The organism is Rhizobium sp. NZLR8 (assembly GCF_019685025.1).
Taxonomy (GTDB): Bacteria; Pseudomonadota; Alphaproteobacteria; order Rhizobiales; family Rhizobiaceae; genus Rhizobium.
On record NZ_JABDVY010000019.1, the window covers coordinates 62,772 to 84,429 of the forward strand.

At 61.8% G+C, this 21,658-nt stretch carries 21 protein-coding genes; 11 read left to right on the forward strand and 10 right to left on the reverse strand.

What is annotated here, in order from left to right; genetic code table 11:
- Nucleotides 1-113: 113 nt before the first annotated feature.
- Complete coding sequence (locus tag HJB89_RS29345; protein ID WP_207580743.1) at nucleotides 114-839, forward strand: DUF2270 domain-containing protein; 726 nt, start codon at nucleotides 114-116, stop codon at nucleotides 837-839.
- 18 nt (nucleotides 840-857) lie between these two features.
- Here HJB89_RS29345 and HJB89_RS29350 read toward each other — a convergent pair whose 3' ends face one another.
- The 4 genes from HJB89_RS29350 to HJB89_RS29365 all read right to left on the reverse strand — a co-directional run bounded on the left by HJB89_RS29350 (nucleotide 858) and on the right by HJB89_RS29365 (nucleotide 3,864).
- Entirely contained in the window at nucleotides 858-1,124 is a 267-nt protein-coding gene (locus HJB89_RS29350; protein WP_164015171.1) for an usg protein, read from the reverse strand.
- A gap of 219 nt (nucleotides 1,125-1,343) precedes the next feature.
- A complete protein-coding gene (locus HJB89_RS29355; protein WP_207580742.1) occupies nucleotides 1,344-2,174 on the reverse strand; it encodes an ABC transporter permease in 831 nt (276 codons plus the stop codon).
- Nucleotides 2,171-2,977, reverse strand: coding sequence for an ABC transporter permease (locus tag HJB89_RS29360; RefSeq protein ID WP_207580741.1), 807 nt, complete (start codon nucleotides 2,975-2,977; stop codon nucleotides 2,171-2,173). Before HJB89_RS29360 ends, HJB89_RS29355 begins: the two co-directional genes overlap by 4 nt.
- Nucleotides 2,978-3,090: 113 nt before the next feature.
- The gene (locus HJB89_RS29365) at nucleotides 3,091-3,864 is read right to left on the reverse strand and encodes a transporter substrate-binding domain-containing protein (protein WP_207580740.1); all 774 of its coding nucleotides are present in this window, start codon (nucleotides 3,862-3,864) and stop codon (nucleotides 3,091-3,093) included.
- Nucleotides 3,865-4,194: 330 nt separating this feature from the next.
- On the opposite strand from HJB89_RS29365, the gene HJB89_RS29370 reads away from it, so the two are divergent.
- Nucleotides 4,195-6,411 carry an OmpA family protein gene (locus tag HJB89_RS29370; RefSeq protein ID WP_221117150.1) on the forward strand — a complete coding sequence of 739 codons (2,217 nt, stop codon included), beginning with the start codon at nucleotides 4,195-4,197 and terminating at the stop codon, nucleotides 6,409-6,411.
- Nucleotides 6,412-6,512: 101 nt separating this feature from the next.
- On the opposite strand, the gene HJB89_RS29375 is transcribed toward HJB89_RS29370, so the two are convergent.
- On the reverse strand, nucleotides 6,513-7,271 hold the full coding sequence (locus HJB89_RS29375) for an alpha/beta hydrolase (protein WP_207580738.1): 759 nt from the start codon (nucleotides 7,269-7,271) through the stop codon (nucleotides 6,513-6,515).
- Between the two features lie 35 nt (nucleotides 7,272-7,306).
- Nucleotides 7,307-9,079, reverse strand: coding sequence for a cytochrome c biogenesis protein DipZ (locus HJB89_RS29380; protein ID WP_207580737.1), 1,773 nt, complete (start codon nucleotides 9,077-9,079; stop codon nucleotides 7,307-7,309).
- 342 nt (nucleotides 9,080-9,421) lie between these two features.
- On the opposite strand from HJB89_RS29380, the gene HJB89_RS29385 reads away from it, so the two are divergent.
- From HJB89_RS29385 to maiA, 6 genes are all read left to right on the forward strand, one after another.
- Nucleotides 9,422-10,465, forward strand: coding sequence for an alpha/beta fold hydrolase (locus HJB89_RS29385; RefSeq protein ID WP_207580736.1), 1,044 nt, complete (start codon nucleotides 9,422-9,424; stop codon nucleotides 10,463-10,465).
- A 115-nt stretch (nucleotides 10,466-10,580) separates the two neighbouring features.
- On the forward strand, nucleotides 10,581-11,321 hold the full coding sequence (locus HJB89_RS29390) for a response regulator (RefSeq protein WP_207580735.1): 741 nt from the start codon (nucleotides 10,581-10,583) through the stop codon (nucleotides 11,319-11,321).
- Nucleotides 11,318-12,640, forward strand: coding sequence for a HAMP domain-containing sensor histidine kinase (locus tag HJB89_RS29395; protein WP_221117148.1), 1,323 nt, complete (start codon nucleotides 11,318-11,320; stop codon nucleotides 12,638-12,640). The genes HJB89_RS29390 and HJB89_RS29395 overlap by 4 nt, the downstream gene beginning before the upstream one ends.
- 191 nt (nucleotides 12,641-12,831) lie before the next feature.
- Nucleotides 12,832-13,248 carry an organic hydroperoxide resistance protein gene (locus tag HJB89_RS29400; RefSeq protein WP_207580734.1) on the forward strand — a complete coding sequence of 139 codons (417 nt, stop codon included), beginning with the start codon at nucleotides 12,832-12,834 and terminating at the stop codon, nucleotides 13,246-13,248.
- Between the two features lie 99 nt (nucleotides 13,249-13,347).
- Nucleotides 13,348-13,500 carry a hypothetical protein gene (locus tag HJB89_RS29405; protein WP_207580733.1) on the forward strand — a complete coding sequence of 51 codons (153 nt, stop codon included), beginning with the start codon at nucleotides 13,348-13,350 and terminating at the stop codon, nucleotides 13,498-13,500.
- Nucleotides 13,497-14,132, forward strand: coding sequence for a maleylacetoacetate isomerase (maiA, locus tag HJB89_RS29410; RefSeq protein ID WP_207580732.1), 636 nt, complete (start codon nucleotides 13,497-13,499; stop codon nucleotides 14,130-14,132). Before HJB89_RS29405 ends, maiA begins: the two co-directional genes overlap by 4 nt.
- 207 nt (nucleotides 14,133-14,339) lie before the next feature.
- Here maiA and HJB89_RS29415 read toward each other — a convergent pair whose 3' ends face one another.
- The gene (locus tag HJB89_RS29415) at nucleotides 14,340-15,329 is read right to left on the reverse strand and encodes an aldo/keto reductase (RefSeq protein WP_221142318.1); all 990 of its coding nucleotides are present in this window, start codon (nucleotides 15,327-15,329) and stop codon (nucleotides 14,340-14,342) included.
- A gap of 14 nt (nucleotides 15,330-15,343) precedes the next feature.
- A complete protein-coding gene (locus HJB89_RS29420) occupies nucleotides 15,344-15,739 on the reverse strand; it encodes a cupin domain-containing protein (RefSeq protein ID WP_207580730.1) in 396 nt (131 codons plus the stop codon).
- 139 nt (nucleotides 15,740-15,878) lie between these two features.
- Between HJB89_RS29420 and HJB89_RS29425 the strand changes: the two genes are divergently transcribed.
- The 3 genes from HJB89_RS29425 (at nucleotide 15,879) to HJB89_RS29435 (ending at nucleotide 20,579) form a co-directional block, all read left to right on the forward strand.
- Complete coding sequence (locus HJB89_RS29425; protein WP_221150876.1) at nucleotides 15,879-16,772, forward strand: LysR family transcriptional regulator; 894 nt, start codon at nucleotides 15,879-15,881, stop codon at nucleotides 16,770-16,772.
- A 161-nt stretch (nucleotides 16,773-16,933) separates the two neighbouring features.
- Nucleotides 16,934-18,445 (forward strand): ATPase domain-containing protein, encoded by a 1,512-nt coding sequence (locus tag HJB89_RS29430; RefSeq protein WP_221150877.1) that lies wholly within the window; start codon nucleotides 16,934-16,936, stop codon nucleotides 18,443-18,445.
- Nucleotides 18,438-20,579: an ATP-binding protein gene (locus HJB89_RS29435; RefSeq protein ID WP_281438264.1), complete on the forward strand. Its 2,142-nt coding sequence runs from the start codon at nucleotides 18,438-18,440 to the stop codon at nucleotides 20,577-20,579. Before HJB89_RS29430 ends, HJB89_RS29435 begins: the two co-directional genes overlap by 8 nt.
- Here HJB89_RS29435 and mobB read toward each other — a convergent pair.
- The gene (gene mobB, locus HJB89_RS29440; protein ID WP_207580727.1) at nucleotides 20,514-21,032 is read right to left on the reverse strand and encodes a molybdopterin-guanine dinucleotide biosynthesis protein B; all 519 of its coding nucleotides are present in this window, start codon (nucleotides 21,030-21,032) and stop codon (nucleotides 20,514-20,516) included. The genes HJB89_RS29435 and mobB overlap by 66 nt on opposite strands.
- Nucleotides 21,029-21,658, reverse strand: coding sequence for a molybdenum cofactor guanylyltransferase MobA (mobA, locus tag HJB89_RS29445; RefSeq protein WP_221117145.1), 630 nt, complete (start codon nucleotides 21,656-21,658; stop codon nucleotides 21,029-21,031). The genes mobB and mobA overlap by 4 nt, the downstream gene beginning before the upstream one ends.

Consider the following 21,658-nt stretch of genomic DNA (forward strand, 5'->3'; position numbering starts at 1 on the left):
GCGGTCCATCGTCCTTTTGTTTCAGGCATGCGTCTAAGGCGGCTTTCGAAGTTTTGCAATGGCGCTGCTGCGAGCGCAGAATGGGCGCAAAGAAGACGAAGGGAGGAATACCGATGAAATCGGAGCAAGAACGGCCGTCATTGCTACCTGAAGGGGAGGCTGCACGGGCATTGCTGCTGCCTGGCACGCCAGGCGAGATCACCAACACGCTTAGCCATTATTACCGCGGTGAACTCGGGCGGATGACGAGTTGGCGCGACCGTATCGACCGAACGTCCAACTGGGCGATCACCGTGGTCGCGGCGCTGCTTTCGGTGTCGCTGTCGACGCCGACCTCGCATCACGGCGTGCTGCTGTTCGGGATGATGCTGGTGACGCTGCTTCTGATCATCGAAGCGCGGCGCTACCGCTTCTTCGACATCTACCGAGCCCGCATTCGCCAGATCGAGCGCTGCTATTTCGCGCAGATTTTGGCGCCGGAGGCGGGGGTCGGCAGAGAATGGGCCTCGGTGATCGCCAGCAGCCTGCGCAAGCCGCGTTTCCTGCTCAGCTACTGGGACGCGATGCACCGCCGGCTCAAACGGAACTATGGTTGGATGTATTCTATCCTGTTTCTCGCCTGGTGCCTGAAGATCTCGACGCCGAAATTGCAAACGGAGGGCATGCCGGCGCTACAGGCGCAGTCCTGGACCTATGTCATCGATAATGCGGTGCTGGGGCCTATTCCCGGCCTTGCGGTCATCATCATCGTCATCGTCTTCTACCTCAGCATCCTCTGCTTTGCGCTCCGCCCGGTCCGTGACCAAGGTGAATTCGGCCATGGCGAGGCACATGTCTGATGGTGGGTAGGGGCCGGATCAGTGCAGGATGAACTCTCCTTTCAGCGCCCGCCACTCGGTTGGCGAGATCAGCTTGCGGTGGACATAGCGCACCGAATGCAGCGGTCCGTCGAGCTTTTCTTCCCAAAATTTCAGAAAGCCGCGCATTTCAGGAAAATCGGGGGCGAGATCATAATCCTGCCAGACATAAGTCTGTAGGATCGCCGGATGATCCGGCAGGTGGTAGAGGATCTGGGCGGTCGTCAGACCATAGCCCTTCAGTTGTTTTTCCATGTCCTTGTGCATCGTGTTCACTTCTTCTCGTTCCCACTCGCGCGCTTATTAGCGCTACGTGATATGGAAACATGCGAGTGGTTAACGGAAGCTTTACAGATACTTCATAAAAGGACAATTGATTTTTAATATCAATAGATTAGCAGCATATAGTGGGGAGTGCTGCCACGTCGGTTCTCATTGATGCACGCTGTTGTCTGAAAACCGTGAGACACCTTCGGGCGGCATGCATCAGCGCTTGAGATGCCGGGTCAAGCGGCGTTCGATCCAAGCCCAGAGATGGCGCAGCGCCTCGACGATGACGAGGTAGAAGATCGCTGCCCAGAGATAGGTCTGGTAGTCAAAGGTGCGGGAGAAGGCGTAGCGGGTTTCGCCCATCAGGTCGAGCACGGTGATGATGGCGACGACCGCCGAGCCCTTGATCAGCAGGATGATTTCGTTGCCATAAGGGCGGAGTGCGACGATGAGAGCCTGCGGCAGAATGATCTTGCGGAAAGCGATGAACCGGTGGATGCCGAGGGCCGCGGCCGCCTCGTGCTGGCCATGCGATACGCTTTCGATGGCGCCGCGCAGGATTTCCGCCTGGTAGGCCGCGGTATTGATGGTCATGGCAAAAAGGCCGCAATACCAAGCTTCGCGGAAGAACCACCAGATACCGACGGTTTCAAGCTGCGGCCGGAAAACGCCGAGGCCGTAATAAACCAGGAACAACTGGGCAAGCAGCGGCGTGCCGCGGAAGAAATAGATGTAGCCGTAGGCGAGCGCATTCAGCAACCGGTTCTTCGACATGCGCGCTGCGGCAAGCGGCAGCGACAGAACTGCGCCGCAGATCACGGAAATGAAAACGAGGCTGAGTGTGACCCCGAGACCGTGGAGATAGCGCGGTCCGTAGCGGGTGAATTTTTCCGGATCCCAGCCGTTGACGACGGAGATCACCAGCAGCGCGCCGAATACTGCCCAGACGGCGACAAAAATATAGCCGGCCATACGCGCCGGCGTCATCGGCTTCATCACTTCGCGAGGTGCGGGCTGCGGCGGGATCAGCGTTTCGGCGTAGCTCATCGGCGGATCTCCGAACGTCTGGCCCACCGCTCGACATAGACGAGCAGAAAGGAGGAGAGAATGGCGAGCACCAGATAGAGACAGCAGGCCAGGCCATAGAAGAAGAAGGGTTCTTTGGTCACGCGCACGGCGACACTTGTCTGGCGCAGGATATCGGCAAGACTGATGATTGAGACGTAGGAGGTGTCCTTCAGGAGCACCATCCAGAGGTTCGTCAGGCCCGGCAGCGCGATGCGCACGAGCTGCGGCAGGATGATCAGGCGCAGCGTGCGACCGCTATGCAGTCCAAGCGCATCGCCTGCCTCATACTGCCCCTTGGGAATGGCGCGAAAGGCTGAGAGCAATACTTCCGAACAGTAGGCGGAGAAGACCACCGAAAGCGCGATGACGCCGGCGAGGAAGGCGTTGATCTCGACCGGCGGCCCGTCATAACCGACGAAGGTCAGCAGAGACTGGATCAGCATCTGCATGCCGTAATAGATGATGAAGAGCGTCAGAAGCTCCGGCAGGCCTCGGAAGATCGTCGTGTAGATGCCGGCCGCCAGCCGAAGCGATTTTTCTTCCGACTGCTGGCCGAGCGCCACTAGGAAGCCGATGACGAGGCCGATCGGTAGGGTGACGATTGCCACCGAAACGGTCACCTGCAGGCCAAGCGCGATCTCGTCGCCCCAGCCGGTATCGCCACAGGCAAGAATCGTCGACTGACCTAGCCAGGTGAAGATGCCAACGGGTCCGCATAACGGATCGAAAATGTGCACAAGTGAGCTCCAGAAGGAGCCGAGCGCGGAAAATAATCCGCCCATGCGATAATTCCCCTCACGGCTTTTGCCGTTTTGATCTTGCTATCTTTGTCAAACAAAAATGGCGGAAGAGCAAGCCTTCCGCCATTACCTTGATTGGCCAGATAGCGAATTTCTTATTCGCCGTAAACGTCGAAGTCGAAGTACTTGTCCTGGATCTTCTTGTACTCACCGCTGGCGCGGATCGCAGCGATCGCCGTGTTCAGTTTTTCCTTGAGCGGATCGCCCTTGCGGATGGCAATGCCGGCGCCGTTGCCGTTGATTTCCTTGTCGACCGGCAGAGTCGTCAAGATCTTGCAGCAGGCGCCGGCGTCGGATTTGACCCATTCGGAGAGAACCACGACGTCGTCGATGACGGCGTCGACACGGCCGCTGGAGACGTCGAGCTTGTATTCGTCAGCGGTGGGGTAGAGCTTCAGTTCGGTGTCGGCCAGATGCTTCTCGGCATAGTTGGCGTGCGTCGTGGAGGTCTGCGCGCCGATCACCTTGCCCTTGAGCCCGGCAACGTCAGTAATCGTCGAATCCTTCGGCACGGCGATGGCTGGCGGGGTGTTGTAGTACTTGTTGGAGAAATCGACGAGCTTCAGACGCTCCGGGGTGATCGACATGGAGGAAACGATCATGTCGAACTTCTTGGCGTTGAGCGCCGGGATGATGCCGTCCCAGTCGGTGCTGACGAAGGAGCATTCAGCCTTCATCTCAGCGCAGAGCGCCTTGGTGATGTCGATGTCGAAGCCCTGGATCGTGCCGCTGGCATCGACGAACTCGAAGGGCGGATAGGTCGAATCGGTGCCGATCACATACTTTTCGCCATCGGCCATGGCCGAGCCAGCGAAAAGGGACATCGCCGCGATCGAGGCTGCCGCGAAAATACGGGTGGAGATATGCATGAGGATCCTCTCTGTTGGTAGCCGCCGCTGTTTTTCTCGTGGGCTGACGGCCGCAATTCAACGGTACCTAGACCGCCTTGCGGCGATAATCAGACTTTTTTTGATGGAATTGCAACACAAATCCCATCGCAATTGGGCGGTGCAAATAGCAGGCGAGATGAACGCCGGCAGACTGCAACATTCACGCGAGGTTAATCCGCGGCTTCCTAGAACCGGAACAAATCGGCGGTTCGGCGATTGCCATTCCGCCGTTTCGCCTCAATGCAAAGCTAGGGGCGGAACCGGGGCCTATCGGCCTTTAAGAAGCTCAACCAGGATCGAGGAAACCCGATGGGCATGAAATCAAGATTGTTCGCAAGCGCGGCTTTTCCGTTGCTTACCCTTTCGCTGGCGTTCCAGCCGGCATCGGCAATGGCTGCCGTGCGCGACGTCGCGCCGCAGGCGCCAGCCGTGCGGCAAGTCGAACAAGGCAGCTTCGAGGTGGCGCAGGACGCGCCTTCCGAAGAGGAATTGCTGAAGAAGAAGCACAAACAGAAGGAGCAAGCTCCGGCCGAACAGGCGCCGGCCGCCGAGCAACCGAAGGAGGCGCCGGCCGAAAAGCCGAAGGCTGAGCGGAAGGAGGCGCCGGCGCCCGAACCCAAGGCACAGCCGGAACCGCCGAAGGCCGAAGCCGCGCCGAAGGCAGAGCCCGCGCCGCAGGCCGAAAGCAAGCCAGAGCGAAAGTCCAAGCAGGAAGCCCAGCCCGAGGCAAAACCGGAGGCCGAGCCGCAGCAGGAGCAGCCGGTAACGCAGGAAAAGCCGAAGAAGCCGAAGAAGCAGGCCGAGCCGGAGGCTCAACCGCAGCCCGAACAGCAGCCGGCCGCAAAGGAAGTGCAGCCGGAGACGGAGCAGGCGCAGCCGGAAGCCAAGCCGGACGGCGGCAAGCGGGCTAAAGGACAGGACAAGGGCCAAGGCAAAGATAAAGCCAAGGGCAAGGCCGAGACGGCTGCGCCCGAAGCTGTGACGCCGACCGAGGAACAAGCCAAACCCGAAGTCAAGCCGGAGGCAAAACCTGCCGCCGAGGCGCCGGCCGAGAAGAAGCCGACAAAGGGCGAGACGGCTGCGCCCGCAGACAAGTCGAATGCAGACAAGGCGGGCCAAGAGAAAGCGCCTGGAGACAAGCCTGGCGAAGTGAAAGCGCCCGAAGACAAGGCGGCGGCTCCGGAGGCCGCACCCGCCGAAAAGCCGAAGGACGGCACCGCAGCCAAGCCTGCCGGTGAACAGCCCGCCGGCGAGCAGCCGGCCGCGCCCGCGACCGGCACTGCCCAGCCGCTGCCGGATGCCAGCGGCGGCCAGCAGGTTAAGCAGGCCATTCCGGCGCCGGAAAAGGCTTCGCCCGAAGAGCTGGAGCGCCGCAAGAAGATCGCCGCGGACCCAGCCAAAAGCAACGAAACCGTCGTGCTGCCGGTCGAGAACGGCGCGGCCGTGCTCGACAGCGACAAGGATGCCGACCGCAGCAAGGGCCGGGAAGGCCGCCGCGATCGCGACAAGCAGCGCGCCGACAGCAAGGACTTCAAGGTGCCGACCTCGGATGCCGAAGCGCAAGCCGCCACTGGCGGCGTGGCGCAGCCCTCCGTCAAGATCGAGGCGGTGACCCGCGAGAAGGGCACGAGGCTCGACGAGCGGCCGCAATTCATCCGTCCTGATGGCGCGCGCATCGACGACCGCAGCGACCAAAACCGCGTGATCATTCAATACAATAACCAGGTCATCGTGCGTAGCGACGACGACAGGCGGTTCCTGCGTGACGGCGAACGGCCGAACTACGAGGAGCTGTCTGGTGATCGCTACCGCGAGACGATCACACGGCCGGAAGGCTATCGCATCGTGACGATCCGCAACCGCTATGGCGACATCATCCAGCGGTCGCGTGTCGATGCCCGGGGACGCGAGAATGTGCTCTACTACTCCCAGGAACTCTATGACGATCCGGACCGCGATTATTTCGAGGATCCGGGCGCCGACCTGCCGCCGATGCGGCTGCGTGTGCCGCTCGACGACTATATCATCGACACCCGCAGCGATCCGAATCGGGACTATTACGAGTTCCTGAGCGAGCCGCCGGTCGAGCCGGTCGAGCGTGTCTATTCGCTCGACGAGGTGAAATATTCGGCGCGTATCCGTGACAAGGTGCGCCGCATCGACCTCGACACGATCACCTTCGCGACCGGCAGTGCCGATATCCCGATGACCCAGGCGCGGACGTTGCGCAAGGTCGCCGACGCAATCAGCCAGGTGCTCAAGAGGGATCCGAGCGAGACCTTCCTGATCGAAGGTCATACCGATGCGGTCGGCTCCGACCAGAGCAACCTCATCCTCTCCGACCAACGGGCGGAATCGGTCGCCAACGTACTCTCCGACGTTTACGGCATCCCGCCGGAGAACCTGGCGACCCAGGGTTACGGCGAACAATATCTGAAGGTCAACACAACAGACCCTGAACAGGAAAACCGCCGCGTGACCATCCGCCGCGTCACGGCGCTGGTTCGGCCTGTCGCTGCCAAGTAAATGCTGTTGCCCCTCTCCAGAACCGGAGAGGGGCATTCAGTTGTCTGTCTTTTTTCTCCTCGGCGGACCGGGCAAGGGAAGCTGCTGCCATCCTGCCGGTTTTACTCGCCGGCTTTCCTGGCAGCCTTTTCGATGGTGTCGGCGACCTTCTCCGGCTGGGATGCGAAGACGGCGTGGCTTGCTTTGATCTCGGTCACATCGCTGCCGGCGCGTTTTGCCATGTCGCGCTCCAGCTCGGGATTGATAGAGCGATCCTGCGTGGCGACGATCGACCAACTCGGTTTCGTGCGCCATGCCGGGTCTGAGACCTTGGCGGAGAAGGCCTGCTTGGCGGCGAAGACCTGCGCCCTGGCCATGAAATCAGCCTCGGCTTGCGGAAGGTCGGCTGCGAAATCCGCAGCAAAGGCACCCGGATCGAGATAGAGATATTTGCCGTCCTTGGTTTCCCTTATATCCATGCTGCCGGCGGGCTTCGAACTGGCGAGGCTCAGCAGGCTTTCACCCTTGTCGGGCTGGAACGCTGCGACATAGACGAGGCCTGCGACACTGGGATCGTTGCCAGCTTGCGTGATGACCATGCCGCCATAGCTGTGACCGACAAGCAGGCTCGGTCCCTCCTGCAGGTCGAGAACCCGCTTCGTCGCCGCCACATCGTCTTCGAGCGAGGTGATCGGCTCCTGGACGATGGTGACGTTGAAGCCGCGTTTTTCGAGAATCTCGGTCGCCTTGCGCCATCCCGAACCGTCGGCGAGCGCGCCGTGGACGATCACGATGTTCTTGACCGCGGCAGCTTCCGCCGCGAAGGCGATGCCGGTGGTGGCGAAAGCAAGGGCGGCCGTGAAAATGAGGCGTCTATTCATGGGTGTTACTCCTTGGGTGATGTTACGTTCCGGATTCAGCCGAAGGTGAAGGCGTAGGCCTGGACGCCGGGGTCGAGGAAACGGATCTCGAAGTTGCGGGCGACGACGGGGCCGGACTGGCGGACAAGTTGGTAAAGCTTGGTCGCGCTCACCACGCCGTTGCCTTCGGCATCGATGTCGGAGCCGTGGTCCGCTCCCGGCGCCTTGCCGTCGACCGTCACCTGGAAGCGGATCGGTTTGGCGTCGGCGCCGGGCCCTAGTACGAGATGCAGGTCGCGGGCGCTGAAACGATAGGCAATGCCGCCGCCCGGCTGATCAAGCGTCGCCTGATCTTTGCCGACAGTCCAGGTTCCGGACAGGCCCCAGCCGTTGAGGCCGGGTTCGGCGATCGAATAATTTTGTGCGGCGTCGGCCTGCAGCCCTTCCGGAGAGGCGAAATTTGCTGCCTGTGCGTAGCCGATATAGGTTTCGCCGGAGCGGATATTGCCAAGGTCAGGACCTGCTTCCGCGCCCGTGGCATCCGGCGCGACCGCAGCGCTTGCCGCCGTCTGGCTGCCGGCCTCGCGCAACAGGTCCTGAATGGCCTTCTCGGTCGTGCCATAATTGCCTTCGCCGAAATGGTGGTAGCGGATCTGACCCTTGGCATCGATCAGATAGGCGGCGGGCCAGTAGCTGTTTTCGAAGGCGCGCCAGATCTTGTAGTCATTGTCGATGGCGACGGGATAGCCGATCTTGAAGTCGGCGACCGCCTTCTTGACGTTGTCGATCTTCTTCTCGAAGGCAAATTCCGGGGCATGGACGCCGATCACCACGAGGCCCTGGTCCACATATTTTTCCGCCCAGGCCCTGACATAGGGGATGGTACGAATGCAATTGATGCAGGAATAGGTCCAAAAATCGACGAGCACGACTTTGCCCCGCAGCTGTTCGGTGGTCAGAGGCTCGGAATTCAGCCATTCGACCGCGCCGCCGAACGACGGTGCATGACCTTCGACCGGCAGATCGCTGCGGAAGGGCTTCTTCACATCGGCAGCAGGGATCGTCACGTCGTTGCTCGCCACTTCGGAGGCTGCACCAAACGGCTTTGCATGCAGCCTGTCGAGCACGGCCTGTTCCAGCGATGCGGTGCTGGCATAGGACAGCCGCGCCAGCAGGCTGGTGTCGAGGCCAAAGGCGATGACGGCGACGCCAGCGAGTACCGCAGCGCCGAGCACTTGGCGAATCCGGTCGCCGACGCCGAGCGAACGCTTCATGGCAGCGAATATCTTGCCGCCGACAAGCAGGGCGACGGCAAGCGAGCTTGCGGCGCCGGCGGCATAGGCTGCCAGCAGGAAGGTCGTTTGCAGGTTGGCGCCCTGCAAGGCGGCGCCGGTCAGAACAAGGCCGAGGATCGGGCCGGCGCAAGGCGCCCAAAGCAGACCGGTGGCGACGCCGAGGAGGAGGGCGCTCTTCACCGTCGGCGCGGTGCGGCCACTGCGGCTGGCATTCACCAGATTGTTGCCGAGATCGACGATCGGCCGGGCAAGGGTGCTGGCAAAACGCGGCGACAGCAGACTTGCGCCAAAGAGCGCCAGTAGGACGATCGCGGCCAGGCGGCCATATTCATTGGCGCGGATGGCCCAGCTGCCGCCGACGGCCGCCAGCGTGGCGACCAGCGCGAAGGTGGTGGCCATGCCGGCCAGCATCGGCAGCGTGCTCCTGACGAAAGGCTGTCCGGCACGGGCGAAGACGAAAGGGAGGACGGGGAGGATGCACGGGCTGAGGATCGTCAGCGCGCCTCCGAGATAGGCAATGATCAGAAGTGTCATCATCGTTTCCTTTGAAACCGATTGATCGGGCTCTGGACGGCGATGGGCCTGAACCAGCAACGGCTGCGATATGGCCGGGCGGAGGTATCCCGGATGTGTCCGGTTTTGCGGGGAAATGTACCGAAGTGTTGCCGACAGGTGATGGCGATACAGAGCGACACAAACTGACGTCGCGGCGACCGGTCGTCGCCGCTGCATGCTTTACCCGGAGGCTGCGATTGTATCAGATTGTATCGCGGCGGCCGGAAACTACATCAGCTTTCAAAAGCCGGCGGCTTGCGACATACCGGTGATACAAGCGGAATGTCTTTTGAGAGCATGAACATTCGACAGGAGAGACCGATGTCAGAGCAAATCAACCATCACCGCCGCCGTTTCTTCGGCATGACGGCAGTCGCCCTTGCGGCGGTCGAATTCGGCGTGGCCGGAACGGCCGCCGCGCAGTCGCCCGCCGTATCCCTACCTGCGGTGAAGGCCGGAACCAACACGTCCTTCGAAGCCCTGAAGCAGGTGAATGCCGGGGTGCTTGATATCGGTTATGCCGAGGCGGGCAAGGCGGATGGCCCGGTCGTGCTGCTGCTGCACGGCTGGCCTTACGACATCTATAGTTTTGTCGACGTCGCGCCGCTGCTGGCCTCGGCAGGCTACAGGGTGATCGTGCCTTATCTGCGCGGGTACGGCACGACAAGGTTTCTGGACCAGGCAACAGCGCGCAACGGCCAGCCGGCGGCGCTGGCTGCCGATATGATTGCGCTGCTCGATGCGCTCGATATCGAGAAGGCGGTGGTTGCCGGCTATGACTGGGGTGGGCGGACCGCCAACATTATGGCGGCATTGTGGCCGGAGCGCTGCAAGGCGATGGTGTCGGTGAGCGGCTACCTGATCGGCAGCCAGGAGGCCAACAAGAAGCCGCTGCCCCCGAAGGCCGAACTTGCATGGTGGTACCAGTTTTATTTTGCAACCGAGCGTGGTCGTGAGGGTTACGAAAGCAACACCCATGATTTCGCAAAGCTCATCTGGCAGACCGCGTCGCCGAAGTGGAATTTCGACGATGCGACCTTCGACAGATCGGCCGCCGCCTTCGACAATCCCGACCATGTCGAAATCGTCATTCACAATTACCGCTGGCGCCTCGGGCTTGTCGAAGGCGAGGCCAAGTATGATGACTACGAGACGAGGCTTGCCGCACTGCCGACGATTTCGGTGCCGACGATCACCATGGAGGGGGATGCAAACGGCGCGCCGCATCCGCAGCCTTCTGCCTATGCCGGAAAGTTTTCCGGCAAATACGAGCATCGCACGATCGCCGGCGGCATCGGCCACAACCTGCCCCAGGAAGCCCCGCAGGCCTTCGCCCAGGCGGTCATCGACGTCGACCGCTTTTGATCGACGCCGCCGTTCACTCGTTGCTCCGGCCAGCGCAATATGCGTAGGTCGCGTCAGCCGCCTCGATCATCGAGGCGGAGGGCGCGGCCGCTTGCATCGGTAAGGATAGGGAAAAATGGATCATGTCGATCACATTCTGGTCGTCGACGACGATCGTGAAATCCGCGAGCTGGTATCCGGCTATCTGCAGAAGAATGGCCTGAGGACAAGTGTGGCCGCAGACGGGCGGCAGATGCGCAGCTTTCTCGAAGGCAATGCTGTCGACCTGATCGTGCTCGACGTGATGATGCCCGGCGACGACGGGCTGGTGCTCTGCCGCGAACTGCGGGCCGGGCGGCACAAGGCGATCCCGATCCTGATGCTGACGGCGCGCACCGACGAGATGGACAGGGTTCTCGGGCTGGAAATGGGCGCCGACGACTATCTTGCCAAGCCCTTTGCCGCGCGCGAACTGCTTGCCCGCATCAAGGCGGTGCTGCGACGGACGCGGATGCTGCCGCCCAACCTGCAGATCAGCGAGGCGGGGCAACTGCTGAGCTTCGGCGACTGGCGGCTCGATACGGTCGGCCGGCATCTTCTCGACAAGGAAGGAACGGCGATTGCGCTCAGCGGCGCCGAATACCGTCTGCTTCGCGTCTTCATCGATCATCCGCAGCGGGTCCTCAATCGCGACCAGCTTCTCAGCCTGACGCAGGGCCGCGACGCCGATCTGTTCGATCGTTCGATCGATCTGCTTGTCAGCCGCCTGCGGCAGCGGCTCGGCGACGATGCACGCGAACCGATCTACATCAAGACGGTGCGCAGTGAAGGTTATGTGTTTTCGGTTCCGGTGGAAATCTCGGAGCCGCGTCAATGAGGGCGGCGATCCCTTTGATTTCGGGCTCGATGTGGCCGAGCACGTTGCGATCACGGATCTTCCTCATCCTGCTGATCGGTCTCGCTCTTGCCTACGGGCTGTCGTTCAGCGTGCTCTATATGGAGCGCACCATGTCGGCCAAAGCCGTGATGCTCGGCACGCTGGAGAACGATGTTGCGACCTCGATTGCTGTTCTCGACCGACTTCCCCCCGGCGAACGCGGCGATCTGCTGGATCGGCTCGGCCGCGGCAACTACCGCTTCGTGCTCGGACCCGGGCTTCCGGGCGTGCCGGATACATCAAGCAAGGGGGCGGAGATCGCAGGCAAGATAGAGGAGGCGATCGGGCATCGCTTTCCGATCCGGATCGAACGGATTCCGGGCGAGGTCAACCGGTTGCAGGCGCATCTGACGCTGAGCGACGGAAGCCCGCTGACGATCGACGTCACGCCCAAGGGTGTCATGCCGATCGCCGCATGGCTGCCCTATGTCTTCGCCGTCCAGATGGCGCTGCTCATCCTCTGTACGTGGTTTGCAGTCCGCCAGGCGATCCGGCCGCTCGGCGAGCTGGCCGCTGCCGCCGATGCTCTCGATCCCAATAAGGATGGCCCGGCCTTGAGCGAAGCGGGGCCGAGCGAGGTAGCGTACGCAGCACGCGCCTTCAACGCGATGCGGGAGAGGATCGCCCATTACCTCGAAGAGCGGGTGCAGATATTGGCGGCCATCGCGCATGACCTGCAGACGCCGATCACCCGCATGCGGCTGCGCGCCGACATGGCGGAGGATTCGCCTGAGAAGGACAAGCTGGTGCACGATCTCGGCGAGATCCAGCGCCTTGTCCAGGACGGTATTGCCTATGCGCGCAGCGCTCACGGCAGCGGCGAGAAGAATGCCCGCATCGATCTCGCCTCGTTCATCGACAGCATCGCCTACGACTATCAGGACACCGGAAAGGCGGTGACGGTCGTCGGCCTGGTTCAGGGCGCCGCCTTCACCAAGCCGCACGCCCTTCGCCGCATCCTGTCGAACTTCATCGACAATGCGTTGAAGTTTGCCGGGGCCGCCGAGATCAGCGTCGGGCGCAGCACTGAGAACGAAATCGTCATCACCGTACTGGATCGCGGTCCCGGCATTCCCAACGATATGCTCGAAGCCGCCATGCAGCCTTTCTTCCGGCTGGAGCAATCCCGCAACCGGGAGACCGGCGGCACCGGTCTCGGTCTTGCGATCGCCCAGCAACTAACGGCGAAGATCGGCGGATCGCTGACGCTCTACAATCGCGCCGGCGGCGGGTTGGCAGCGGAAGTCACCCTCCGGTGATGACTGCAGCCGGCGGAAGTTTTTCGACGGTTTTGTACGGGAAGATGTCGTGGACAGCGGATGCTACGTTTTGTGACATTTCGACCGATTCCTGAAACATGGCGGATATATCGGCCGGTCAAACCACACTCCGTCAACCCGGTCGCGAGTAGCGACCACTCGCGTAAAGCGACGCAAACAGGAGTGTTCCCATGACCAAGTTCGACAAGGTTCTCTATACCGGCAAGACCCGCACCACCGGTGGGCGCGACGGCGCGTCGCAGAGCGACGACGGTCAGCTCGATATCAAGCTCTCGCCGCCCGGCAGCGCGCGGCCCGGCACCAATCCCGAACAGCTTTTCGCAGCCGGTTGGTCGGCCTGCTTCATCGGCGCGATCGGCATTGCTGCGGGCAAGCTGAAGGTCAGGCTTCCGGCAGAGACCGCCGTGAATGCCGAGGTCGATCTCGGGGCGACCGAGGGCGACTATTTCCTGCAGGCCCGCCTCAAGGTCAGCCTGCCTGGTATCGAAGTGGACGTCGCGAAGGCATTGGTGGATGAGGCGCACCGGACTTGCCCCTATTCGAAGGCGACGCGCGGCAATATCCATGTCGAATTGACCATTGCCTGACGGATCGATTGCCCGCCAAAAGGCTATTGGCGGCGGCGGGCAGAGGAGCCGAAAGCAAACGGGACGAGGCCGATCGGGCCTCGCCGATTGGAGGATTTGATGAGATTGATGATCATCTGCATTCTGGGAGCGGTGGTCTTCGCCGCGCCCTGCATCTACGACATAAGCTCGCAGGAGCCATCGCCGCTCACGGGCCTGGTGACGGCGGCATCCGCGGTTTCCCTTTCAGGCCACCAGGGAGAAAGACTGTGAAACTCTATCAGAATGAAATTTCCTCGGCGACATCGAGAGTCCGGATCGCGCTCGCCCTGAAGGGACTGACGGCGGAAGCGCTGCCGGTGACCATCCTTGGCGAAGAGGCAGAGAGCCGGCAGGCCGGATATCGCAGCGTCAACCCGCAGGGGCTGGTGCCGGCCTTGCTGACGGATAACGGTGTCCTCATCACCCAATCGCTGGCGATCATCGAATATCTCGACGAGCTTCAGCCGCAACCGCCGCTGCTGCCCGACACGGCGGAGGGCAGGGCGCTGGCGCGGTCGATCGCGCTGGCGATCGCAGCCGAGATCCATGCGCTGTTGCCGCCGCGGATCGGCCTCCATCTCAAATCGGCGTTCCAGGCCGACGCCGATGCGATTGCCGCCTGGAGCCGTCATTGGGTCGGCGAGGGAATGGCCGCCGTGGAGAAGATGATCGCCGGCCGCAGACAGGGGACCTTCGCGGTCGGAGATCGGCCCGGAGTTGCCGATATTTTTCTCTTCCCGCAGGCAATCAGCGCCCGGCGGATGGGCTTCGACCTCGCCCAATGGCCGCATATCGCAGAGATTGTCGCAAGGCTTGAGGCGATACCGGCTTTCCAGGAGAATGCGCCGGCGCCGAGACGATGATGCGATTGGTGAAGAAGCGGTCACAAATAACAGCAGTTGCTTTCAGTTTGTTATCTTCGCTCGTTACTCTTCGTCATCCTCGGCCTTGTGCCGAGGATCTGCTACCTATTGACCGGCTGCAGATGCTCGGGACAATCCCGAGCATGACGAAAAGGGTGGTTGGCTGTTTCTCTTACGGTGTTGAAATCCGGCGAATGACATCGCTTCTCAGCGGTTGACCCTTGCCTGCAGATGGGCGGGATAACGATCGCCTTCCACCTTGATCGTGGCGAGCGCGCGTTCGATGCTGACAAGATCGTCCGCCGTCAGTTCGACCCCGGCGGCCTGGATGTTTTCCTGGAGGCGATGCAGCTTGGTGGTGCCGGGGATCGGCACGATCCAGGGTTTTTGCGCCAGGAGCCAGGCGAGAGCCACCTGGGCGGGGCTGGCCTTTTTGTGCGCGGCGATCTCGGCGAGAAGATCGACGAGCGCTTGGTTGGCTTTGCGCGCCTCTTGAGAAAAACGCGGCACGACGTTGCGGAAATCCTTGCTATCGAAGGTGGTCGTCTCGTTGATGGAGCCGGTGAGGAAACCCTTGCCCAGCGGGCTGAATGGAACGAAACCGATGCCGAGTTCTTCGAGCGTCGGCAGGATTTCCTGCTCGGGTTCGCGCCACCACAGCGAATATTCGCTCTGTAGCGCCGTTACCGGCTGGACGGCATGGGCACGGCGGATCGTCTGGGCGCCGGCTTCAGAGAGACCGAAATGCCGGACCTTGCCTTCTGAAATCAGCATCTTGACAGTGCCCGCGACATCCTCGATCGGGACATCGGGATCGACGCGATGCTGATAGAACAGATCGATGACGTCGGTCTTCAGGCGCTTCAGCGCCTGGTCGGCCACCGCGCGGATCTGCTCCGGACGGCTGTTCATGCCGCTCTGGCCGCCATTGGCATCGAAGTTGAAACCAAATTTCGTGGCGATCACGACCTCGCTTCGGAAGGGGGCGAGCGCCTCTCCCAGAAGCTCTTCGTTTTTATAGGGGCCATAGGCCTCGGCCGTGTCGAAGAAGGTCACGCCGCGTTCGACAGCCTGCCGGATCAGCGCGGTCGCCTGCTGGATATCTGTCGCTGGGCCATAACCATAACTCAATCCCATGCAGCCGAGACCGATGGCCGAGACTTGAAGTCCGCTGTTTCCGAGTTCGCGCTTCTGCATAGCCGTTTCCTTTCTTAATCTTGATATTGCGCGTCGGTGACCTGCTCCATCCAGTCGACCACCTTGCCGTCGAGCTGTTCCTGGATGGCGATATGGGTCATCGCGGTCGTCGGCGATGCGCCGTGCCAATGGCGTTCACCCGGTGAGAACCAGACGACGTCGCCGGCACGGATCTCTTCGATGAGGCCGCCTTCCCGCTGCACGCGGCCGCAGCCGGAGGTGACGATCAGCGTCTGGCCGAGCGGATGGGTGTGCCAGGCGGTGCGGGCGCCGGGTTCGAAAGTGACGCTGGCGCCGGCGGTGCGGGCGGGGCTGGTCACTGCAAACAGCGGGTCGACGCGCACGCTGCCGGTAAACCAGTCGGCCGGTCCCTTGGCCGAAGGCTGCGAACCGCTTCGTTTGATGTCCATCTCACGTTCCTTTCAACATCTGGAGTGGACAGGCCGGTGGGCCGGCCGGGCGTCCGCCTGGGATGCAAAGTATTTAACGCGTGGGCCGGATGGCGATTAGATGCTATAAACGGCATGGACCCATGAGAAAGTTTCATAAATGCCGCGCCCTGCCGTGAACGACCTGATCGCCTTCCTCGCCGTTGCGCGCGCCCAGAGCTTTACCAAGGCGGCGGGCAAGCTCGGTGTTTCGCAGTCGGCGCTCAGCCACACCATTCGCGGGCTTGAGGAGCGGCTTGGGCTGCGATTGCTAACACGGACGACGCGCAGCGTCTCGCCGACGGAGGCGGGCGAACGCCTGCTCGCCTCCATCGGTCCACGGCTCGATGAGATCGAGAGCGAGCTCGCTGCCTTGAGCGCGTTCCGCGAGAAGCCGGCAGGCACAATCCGCATCAATGCCGGCGAACATGCGGCCAATGCGGTTCTCTGGCCTGCCCTCGAAAAACTTCTGCCTAATTATCCCGATATCCATGTCGAGATCATTGTCGACTACGGACTGACCGACATCGTGGCGGAACGTTACGATGCGGGGGTGCGGCTGGGAGAACAAGTCGCGAAAGACATGATCGCGGTGCGCATCGGCCCCGATATGAGCATGGCCGTGGTCGGCGCTCCCGCCTATTTCGACAACAGGGCGACGCCGCTGACGCCGCAGGAGCTGACCGATCACAATTGCATCAATCTGCGCCTGCCGACCTATGGCGGCGTCTATGCCTGGGAGTTCGAGAAGGACGGGCACGCGCTCAGGGTTCGGGTCGAGGGACAGTTGGTCTTCAACAATATCGCGCTGCGGCTGAACGCAGTGCTGGCAGGGTTGGGGCTGGCATATCTGCCGGAGGATGCCGTGCAGGCGCATTTTGCCGATGGGCGGCTGGTGCGTGTGCTGGAGGACTGGTGCCCGCCGTTTCCCGGCTATCATCTCTATTATCCGAGCCGCCGGCATGCGTCGCCGGCATTTGCCCTTGTCGTCGATGCACTACGCTATCGCGGGTAGAGACCGATATTTTCAGGTCGCTGACAGCGAGCAGCTATCCGTGCCAGCCCCTCTTGCAACGCGCGACAAGCTCTCTGCCGGGAGCGAAAGCATGCTGCGCCGGCAATTTGACATTCCTTCACTCGCCACTAATTCACATTTGAAACTGAAGGAAACAATGAATGAATACTGCGGCACTTGCCACGAAAGCCCGGACCGGTGTGTCCGGTTTGGACGCAATTCTGGCAGGCGGTCTTTCCATCGGCCACGTGTTTCTCCTTGAGGGAAATCCGGGAGCGGGCAAGACGACTATTGCGCTGCAGTTTCTGATCGAAGGGGCTCGGCTCGGCGAGCAGGGGCTCTACATCACCCTTTCGGAAACCGACAGCGAACTGCGGGCCGGTGCTGCGTCGCACGGCATGGTGATCGACGGCAAAATCGAGGTCGTCGAGCTCGTGCCTCCGGAAAGCCTGCTCGATGCCGACCAGCAGCAAAGCCTGCTTTATTCATCCGATCTTGAACTCGGCGAGTCGACACGAGAAATCTTCGCAGCTTTCGAGCGGGTCAGACCGAGCCGGGTGGTTCTCGACAGCCTGTCCGAAATAAGGCTGCTTGCGCAAAGCTCGCTGCGCTACCGCCGGCAGATCCTTGCGCTCAAACATTATTTCGCCCGACAGGGGGCGACCGTCCTTCTCCTTGACGACATGACCTCCGACACGCTCGACAAGACGGTGCATAGCGTTGTGCACGGGGTCATCCATCTCGATGAGCTGGCGCCGAATTACGGCGCTGAACGGCGACGCTTAAGGGTGACGAAATACCGCGGACAGGCTTTCCGCGGTGGCTATCACGATTTCACCATCCAGACCGGCGGTGTCGTCGTGTTTCCGCGCCTGGTCGCCGCCGAACACAGGACGAGTTATGTTCGCGATCAGCTTTCCAGCGGTATTGCCGGGCTGGACCTGCTTCTGGGCGGTGGGCTCGAACGAGGATCGAGCACGCTGATTCTCGGTCCTGCCGGCACCGGCAAGAGCACTTTCTCTTTTCAATTTGTGATGGCGGCCATAGCACGCCGCGAAAAGGTGGCTGTTTTCATTTTTGACGAGGAGTTGGGCTTGCTGTTCGCGCGCCTGAAACAGCTCGGCATGGATCTCGAGGCCCTGAGGGATGAGGGTCTGCTGCATATCGAGCAGCTCGATGCCGCGGAGTTGTCGCCCGGTGAATTCGCTCACCGCGTATGTGCTTCCGTTGACAGATCGGGAGCGAAAACCGTGGTCATCGACAGCATCAACGGCTATCAGGCCTCGATGCCGGATGAGAATTCGCTGATATTGCATATGCACGAATTGCTGCAATATCTGAACAGGCAAGGCGCAAACACCTTCCTCACCGTCGCCCAGCACGGACTGCTCGGCGACATGAAGGCACCCGTCGACGTGACCTATCTCGCCGACACCGTCATCCTGCTGCGCTACTTCGAGGCGGTGGGACGTGTGCGGCGGGCGGTCTCCGTCATCAAGAAGAGGACCGGCCACCACGAGGACACCATCCGGGAGTATCAGATCGATGCTGGCGGCCTGACATTCGGAGAGCCCATCGTCGGTTTCCAGGGAGTGCTTCGCGGCGTTCCGGAATTCGTCTCGACGTCCGCTCCGCTTTTGCCAACCGACAGCGAGGGCTGCGGCAATTCCTAATTTCCACAACCCGAAGGCCCTGATTTATGCACCGGCCGGACGCGACGCCGAGGTCGCAGCATCGTTGACCGCCGAGACTGGATTATCCTCGATAACGGTTGCCGATCTCAATCTTTTCGCGTCGTCACTCGATGACGAAATAGCGGTCGGTGTTCTGACGGAAGAGGCCGTCCGCGGAAGTGACCTGAAACCAATTGCTGCCTGGGTCGCCGCCCAGCCGAGCTGGTCTGATCTGCCGTTCATCGTCCTGACCCAACGCGGCGGGGGGCCTGAACGAAATCCCGCCGCCGCCAGGCTTTCCGAGGTTCTCGGCAATGTGACTTTTCTGGAGAGGCCGTTTCATGCCACGTCCTTCATCAGCGTTGCGCGGACCGCACTGAAAGGACGGCTGCGCCAGTATGAAGCGCGCGCTCGGCTCGAGGCTCTGGGCGAGGGAGAGCGGCGGTTGCAGACGGCGCTCGCCGCCGGCCGCCTTGGCGCGTGGGAGCTGGAACTGTCCACAATGGCTTTGTCGGCCTCGGCGACCTGCAAAGCGGTTTTCGGTCGAGGGCCGGATGATGAGGTGACGCGCGATGATCTGATCGCCAGCATCCACCCCGATGATCGCGACCTTGTGCTGGCACGCCTGCGCGAGACGGTCGATACCGGACGCGACTATTCGATCGAGCACAGGACGATCTGGCCGGATGGATCACTGCATTGGACCGAGGTCCATGCCCAGCTTTATGCAGACAGATATGGATCAGCCAGGAAGCTTGTCGGGGTCTGCTCCGATACCACCATCCGCAAGACCATCGAGGAGAATCTGAGGCGGCTCAATGAAACCCTCGAAGTGCGTGTCCGGGAACGGACCCGGGAGGTCAATGCCGCTCACCAGACACTGCTCGAAGAGGTCGCCCAGCGTGAGAGAGCCGAGGAGCAGCTTCGCCAATCCCAGAAAATGGAAGCGATCGGCCAACTCACTGGCGGTGTTGCCCATGACTTCAACAATCTGCTGATGGTCGTTCTCGGAAATCTGGAACTGCTCGGCAAACACGTGGCCGGAGATGCCAAGGCAACGCGTCTGGTCGACGGGGCGCTTCAGGGCGCGCGACGCGGAGCGGCGCTGACCCAGCGTTTGCTGGCTTTTGCCAGACAGCAGGATCTGCAGGTCAAGCCCGTCGATCTGGCCGATCTTGTCTCCGGCATGAACGACTTGCTGCGGCGCTCGGTCGGATCCTCGATCAGCATCGAGACCAATCTCCCGGCGAGACTGCCGCCGGCGCTGATCGATGCGAACCAGCTCGAATTGGCGCTGCTCAACCTTGCGGTCAATGCCCGCGATGCGATGCCGGATGGGGGGACGCTGTCCATATCGCTGCGCGAAGAACAGGTTGTCGGCGCTGGCGGCGATCTGGGCGACGGAGCCTATCTTGTGTTGGCGGTGGCTGACAGCGGCACCGGCATGGACGCGGAGACGCTGAAGAAGGCCGTCGATCCGTTTTTCTCCACCAAGGAACTCGGGAAAGGCACGGGTCTCGGCTTGTCGATGATCCACGGGCTTGCCGTTCAGCTCAATGGCGCACTGTTTCTGACAAGCGAGCCTGGGGTCGGAACGACTGCGGAGTTGTGGCTACCGGCGACCGAACGGCGGCCGGAGCGGCCGGCCGAGATGGAGCTGCCCATCCCGCAATCTGCCTCCGGACTGAAGATCCTTCTGGTCGATGACGATGCCTTGATCGCCATGAGTTCGGTCGACATGCTCGAAGATCTCGGCCATGAGGTCGTCGAGACAAATTCCGGCGCGGATGCGCTGGAGCTGATCAGGAGCGGTCAGCATTTCGATCTGATGATCACCGACTATTCGATGCCGGGTATGACCGGCGCACAGCTCACCCAGGCTGTGCGGGATATTCACCCGACGCTGCCGATCGTGCTGGCGACAGGGTATGCCGATCTTCCCGCCGGCACCGACATCGATATTCCGAGATTGGGTAAACCCTATAATCAAGCCCAGCTTGCCAAGGAAATCGCCAAGGCGCTGGCCCGCGAGACGGCTCCGGTTATCGGCTCCATCAGCGCGCGTGGTTCAGGGGCGCTGTTCAAGGCCGACGATTGCTGCGATGAAATCGGCGATGGCGCCTGTGTCGTCTAGATCGAAAACCGGCAGCGCCGAATCCGTGACGGCATGATCGGCGGCGATGGCACAGATATGGGCATCGCTCGGTGCCAGCGGTTGGCGATTGGCTGCCTCCAGGCGGCGGGCCTCGATCTTCGGGATCGGTTCGCGCTTATAGCCTTCGATCAGAACGAGATCGCAGGGGGCGAGCCGGGCGAGGATCTCCTCGAACTCAGGTTCGGGTGCTCCGCGCAGCTCGTGCATGATGGCGTAGCGGGTGCCGGAGACGATGGTGACCTCATGGGCGCCGGCCTGGCGGTGGCGGTAGCTGTCAGCCCCGACCTTGTCGATATCGAAATCATGATGAGCGTGCTTGATCGTCGAGATCCTATAGCCGCGGCGGGTGAATTCGGTGACCAGCCGGACGGCGAGCCCGGTCTTGCCGGAATTCTTCCAGCCAGCAATGCCGAAGATCTTCGGTGCGGTCATGCGCGCAGGGCCTCCAGCCAGCGTTCCGCCTCGACGAGATCATCCGGCGTGTTGATGTTGAAGAAGGGATCGAGCAGGCTGGCGCGGGTCGGATGCAGCGGAAACGTCACTTCCGTAACGTCATGCCGCAACAGGAAGTCGCGCACGCGGCGCTTGTCGTCGGTGGCGATCCAGGCTTCGAGATCGGCGGCCAACGTCACCGGCCAGAGCCCGAAGACAGGATGGCTGCGGCCCTCGGAGGCGGCGATGGCAATCTGCGACGGGCGTTCGACCGCTGCCGCCAGCCGGGCGACGAGATCGGCTGGGAAGAACGGGCAATCGACCGAGACGGTGACGACATGGCTGATCGAGGGCAGGCCGGCGGCATAGACCATCGCTGCATGGATGCCGGCCATCGGCCCGGCCTTGCCGGGAAAACGGTCAGGGACGACGATTACGTCCTCGGCGGCGGCATCGGCATTGACGGCAACCGGGGAGACCTGCTGCGAGAGGCGGGTCAGCACATGGCGCAGCATGCTCTCGTCCCCGAGCATCACGCCCGCCTTGTCACGGCCCATGCGCTGCGAGCGGCCGCCGGCCAGCACGACGCCTGCTATATCGGACTTTTCCAGCGAGAATTCAGCCAT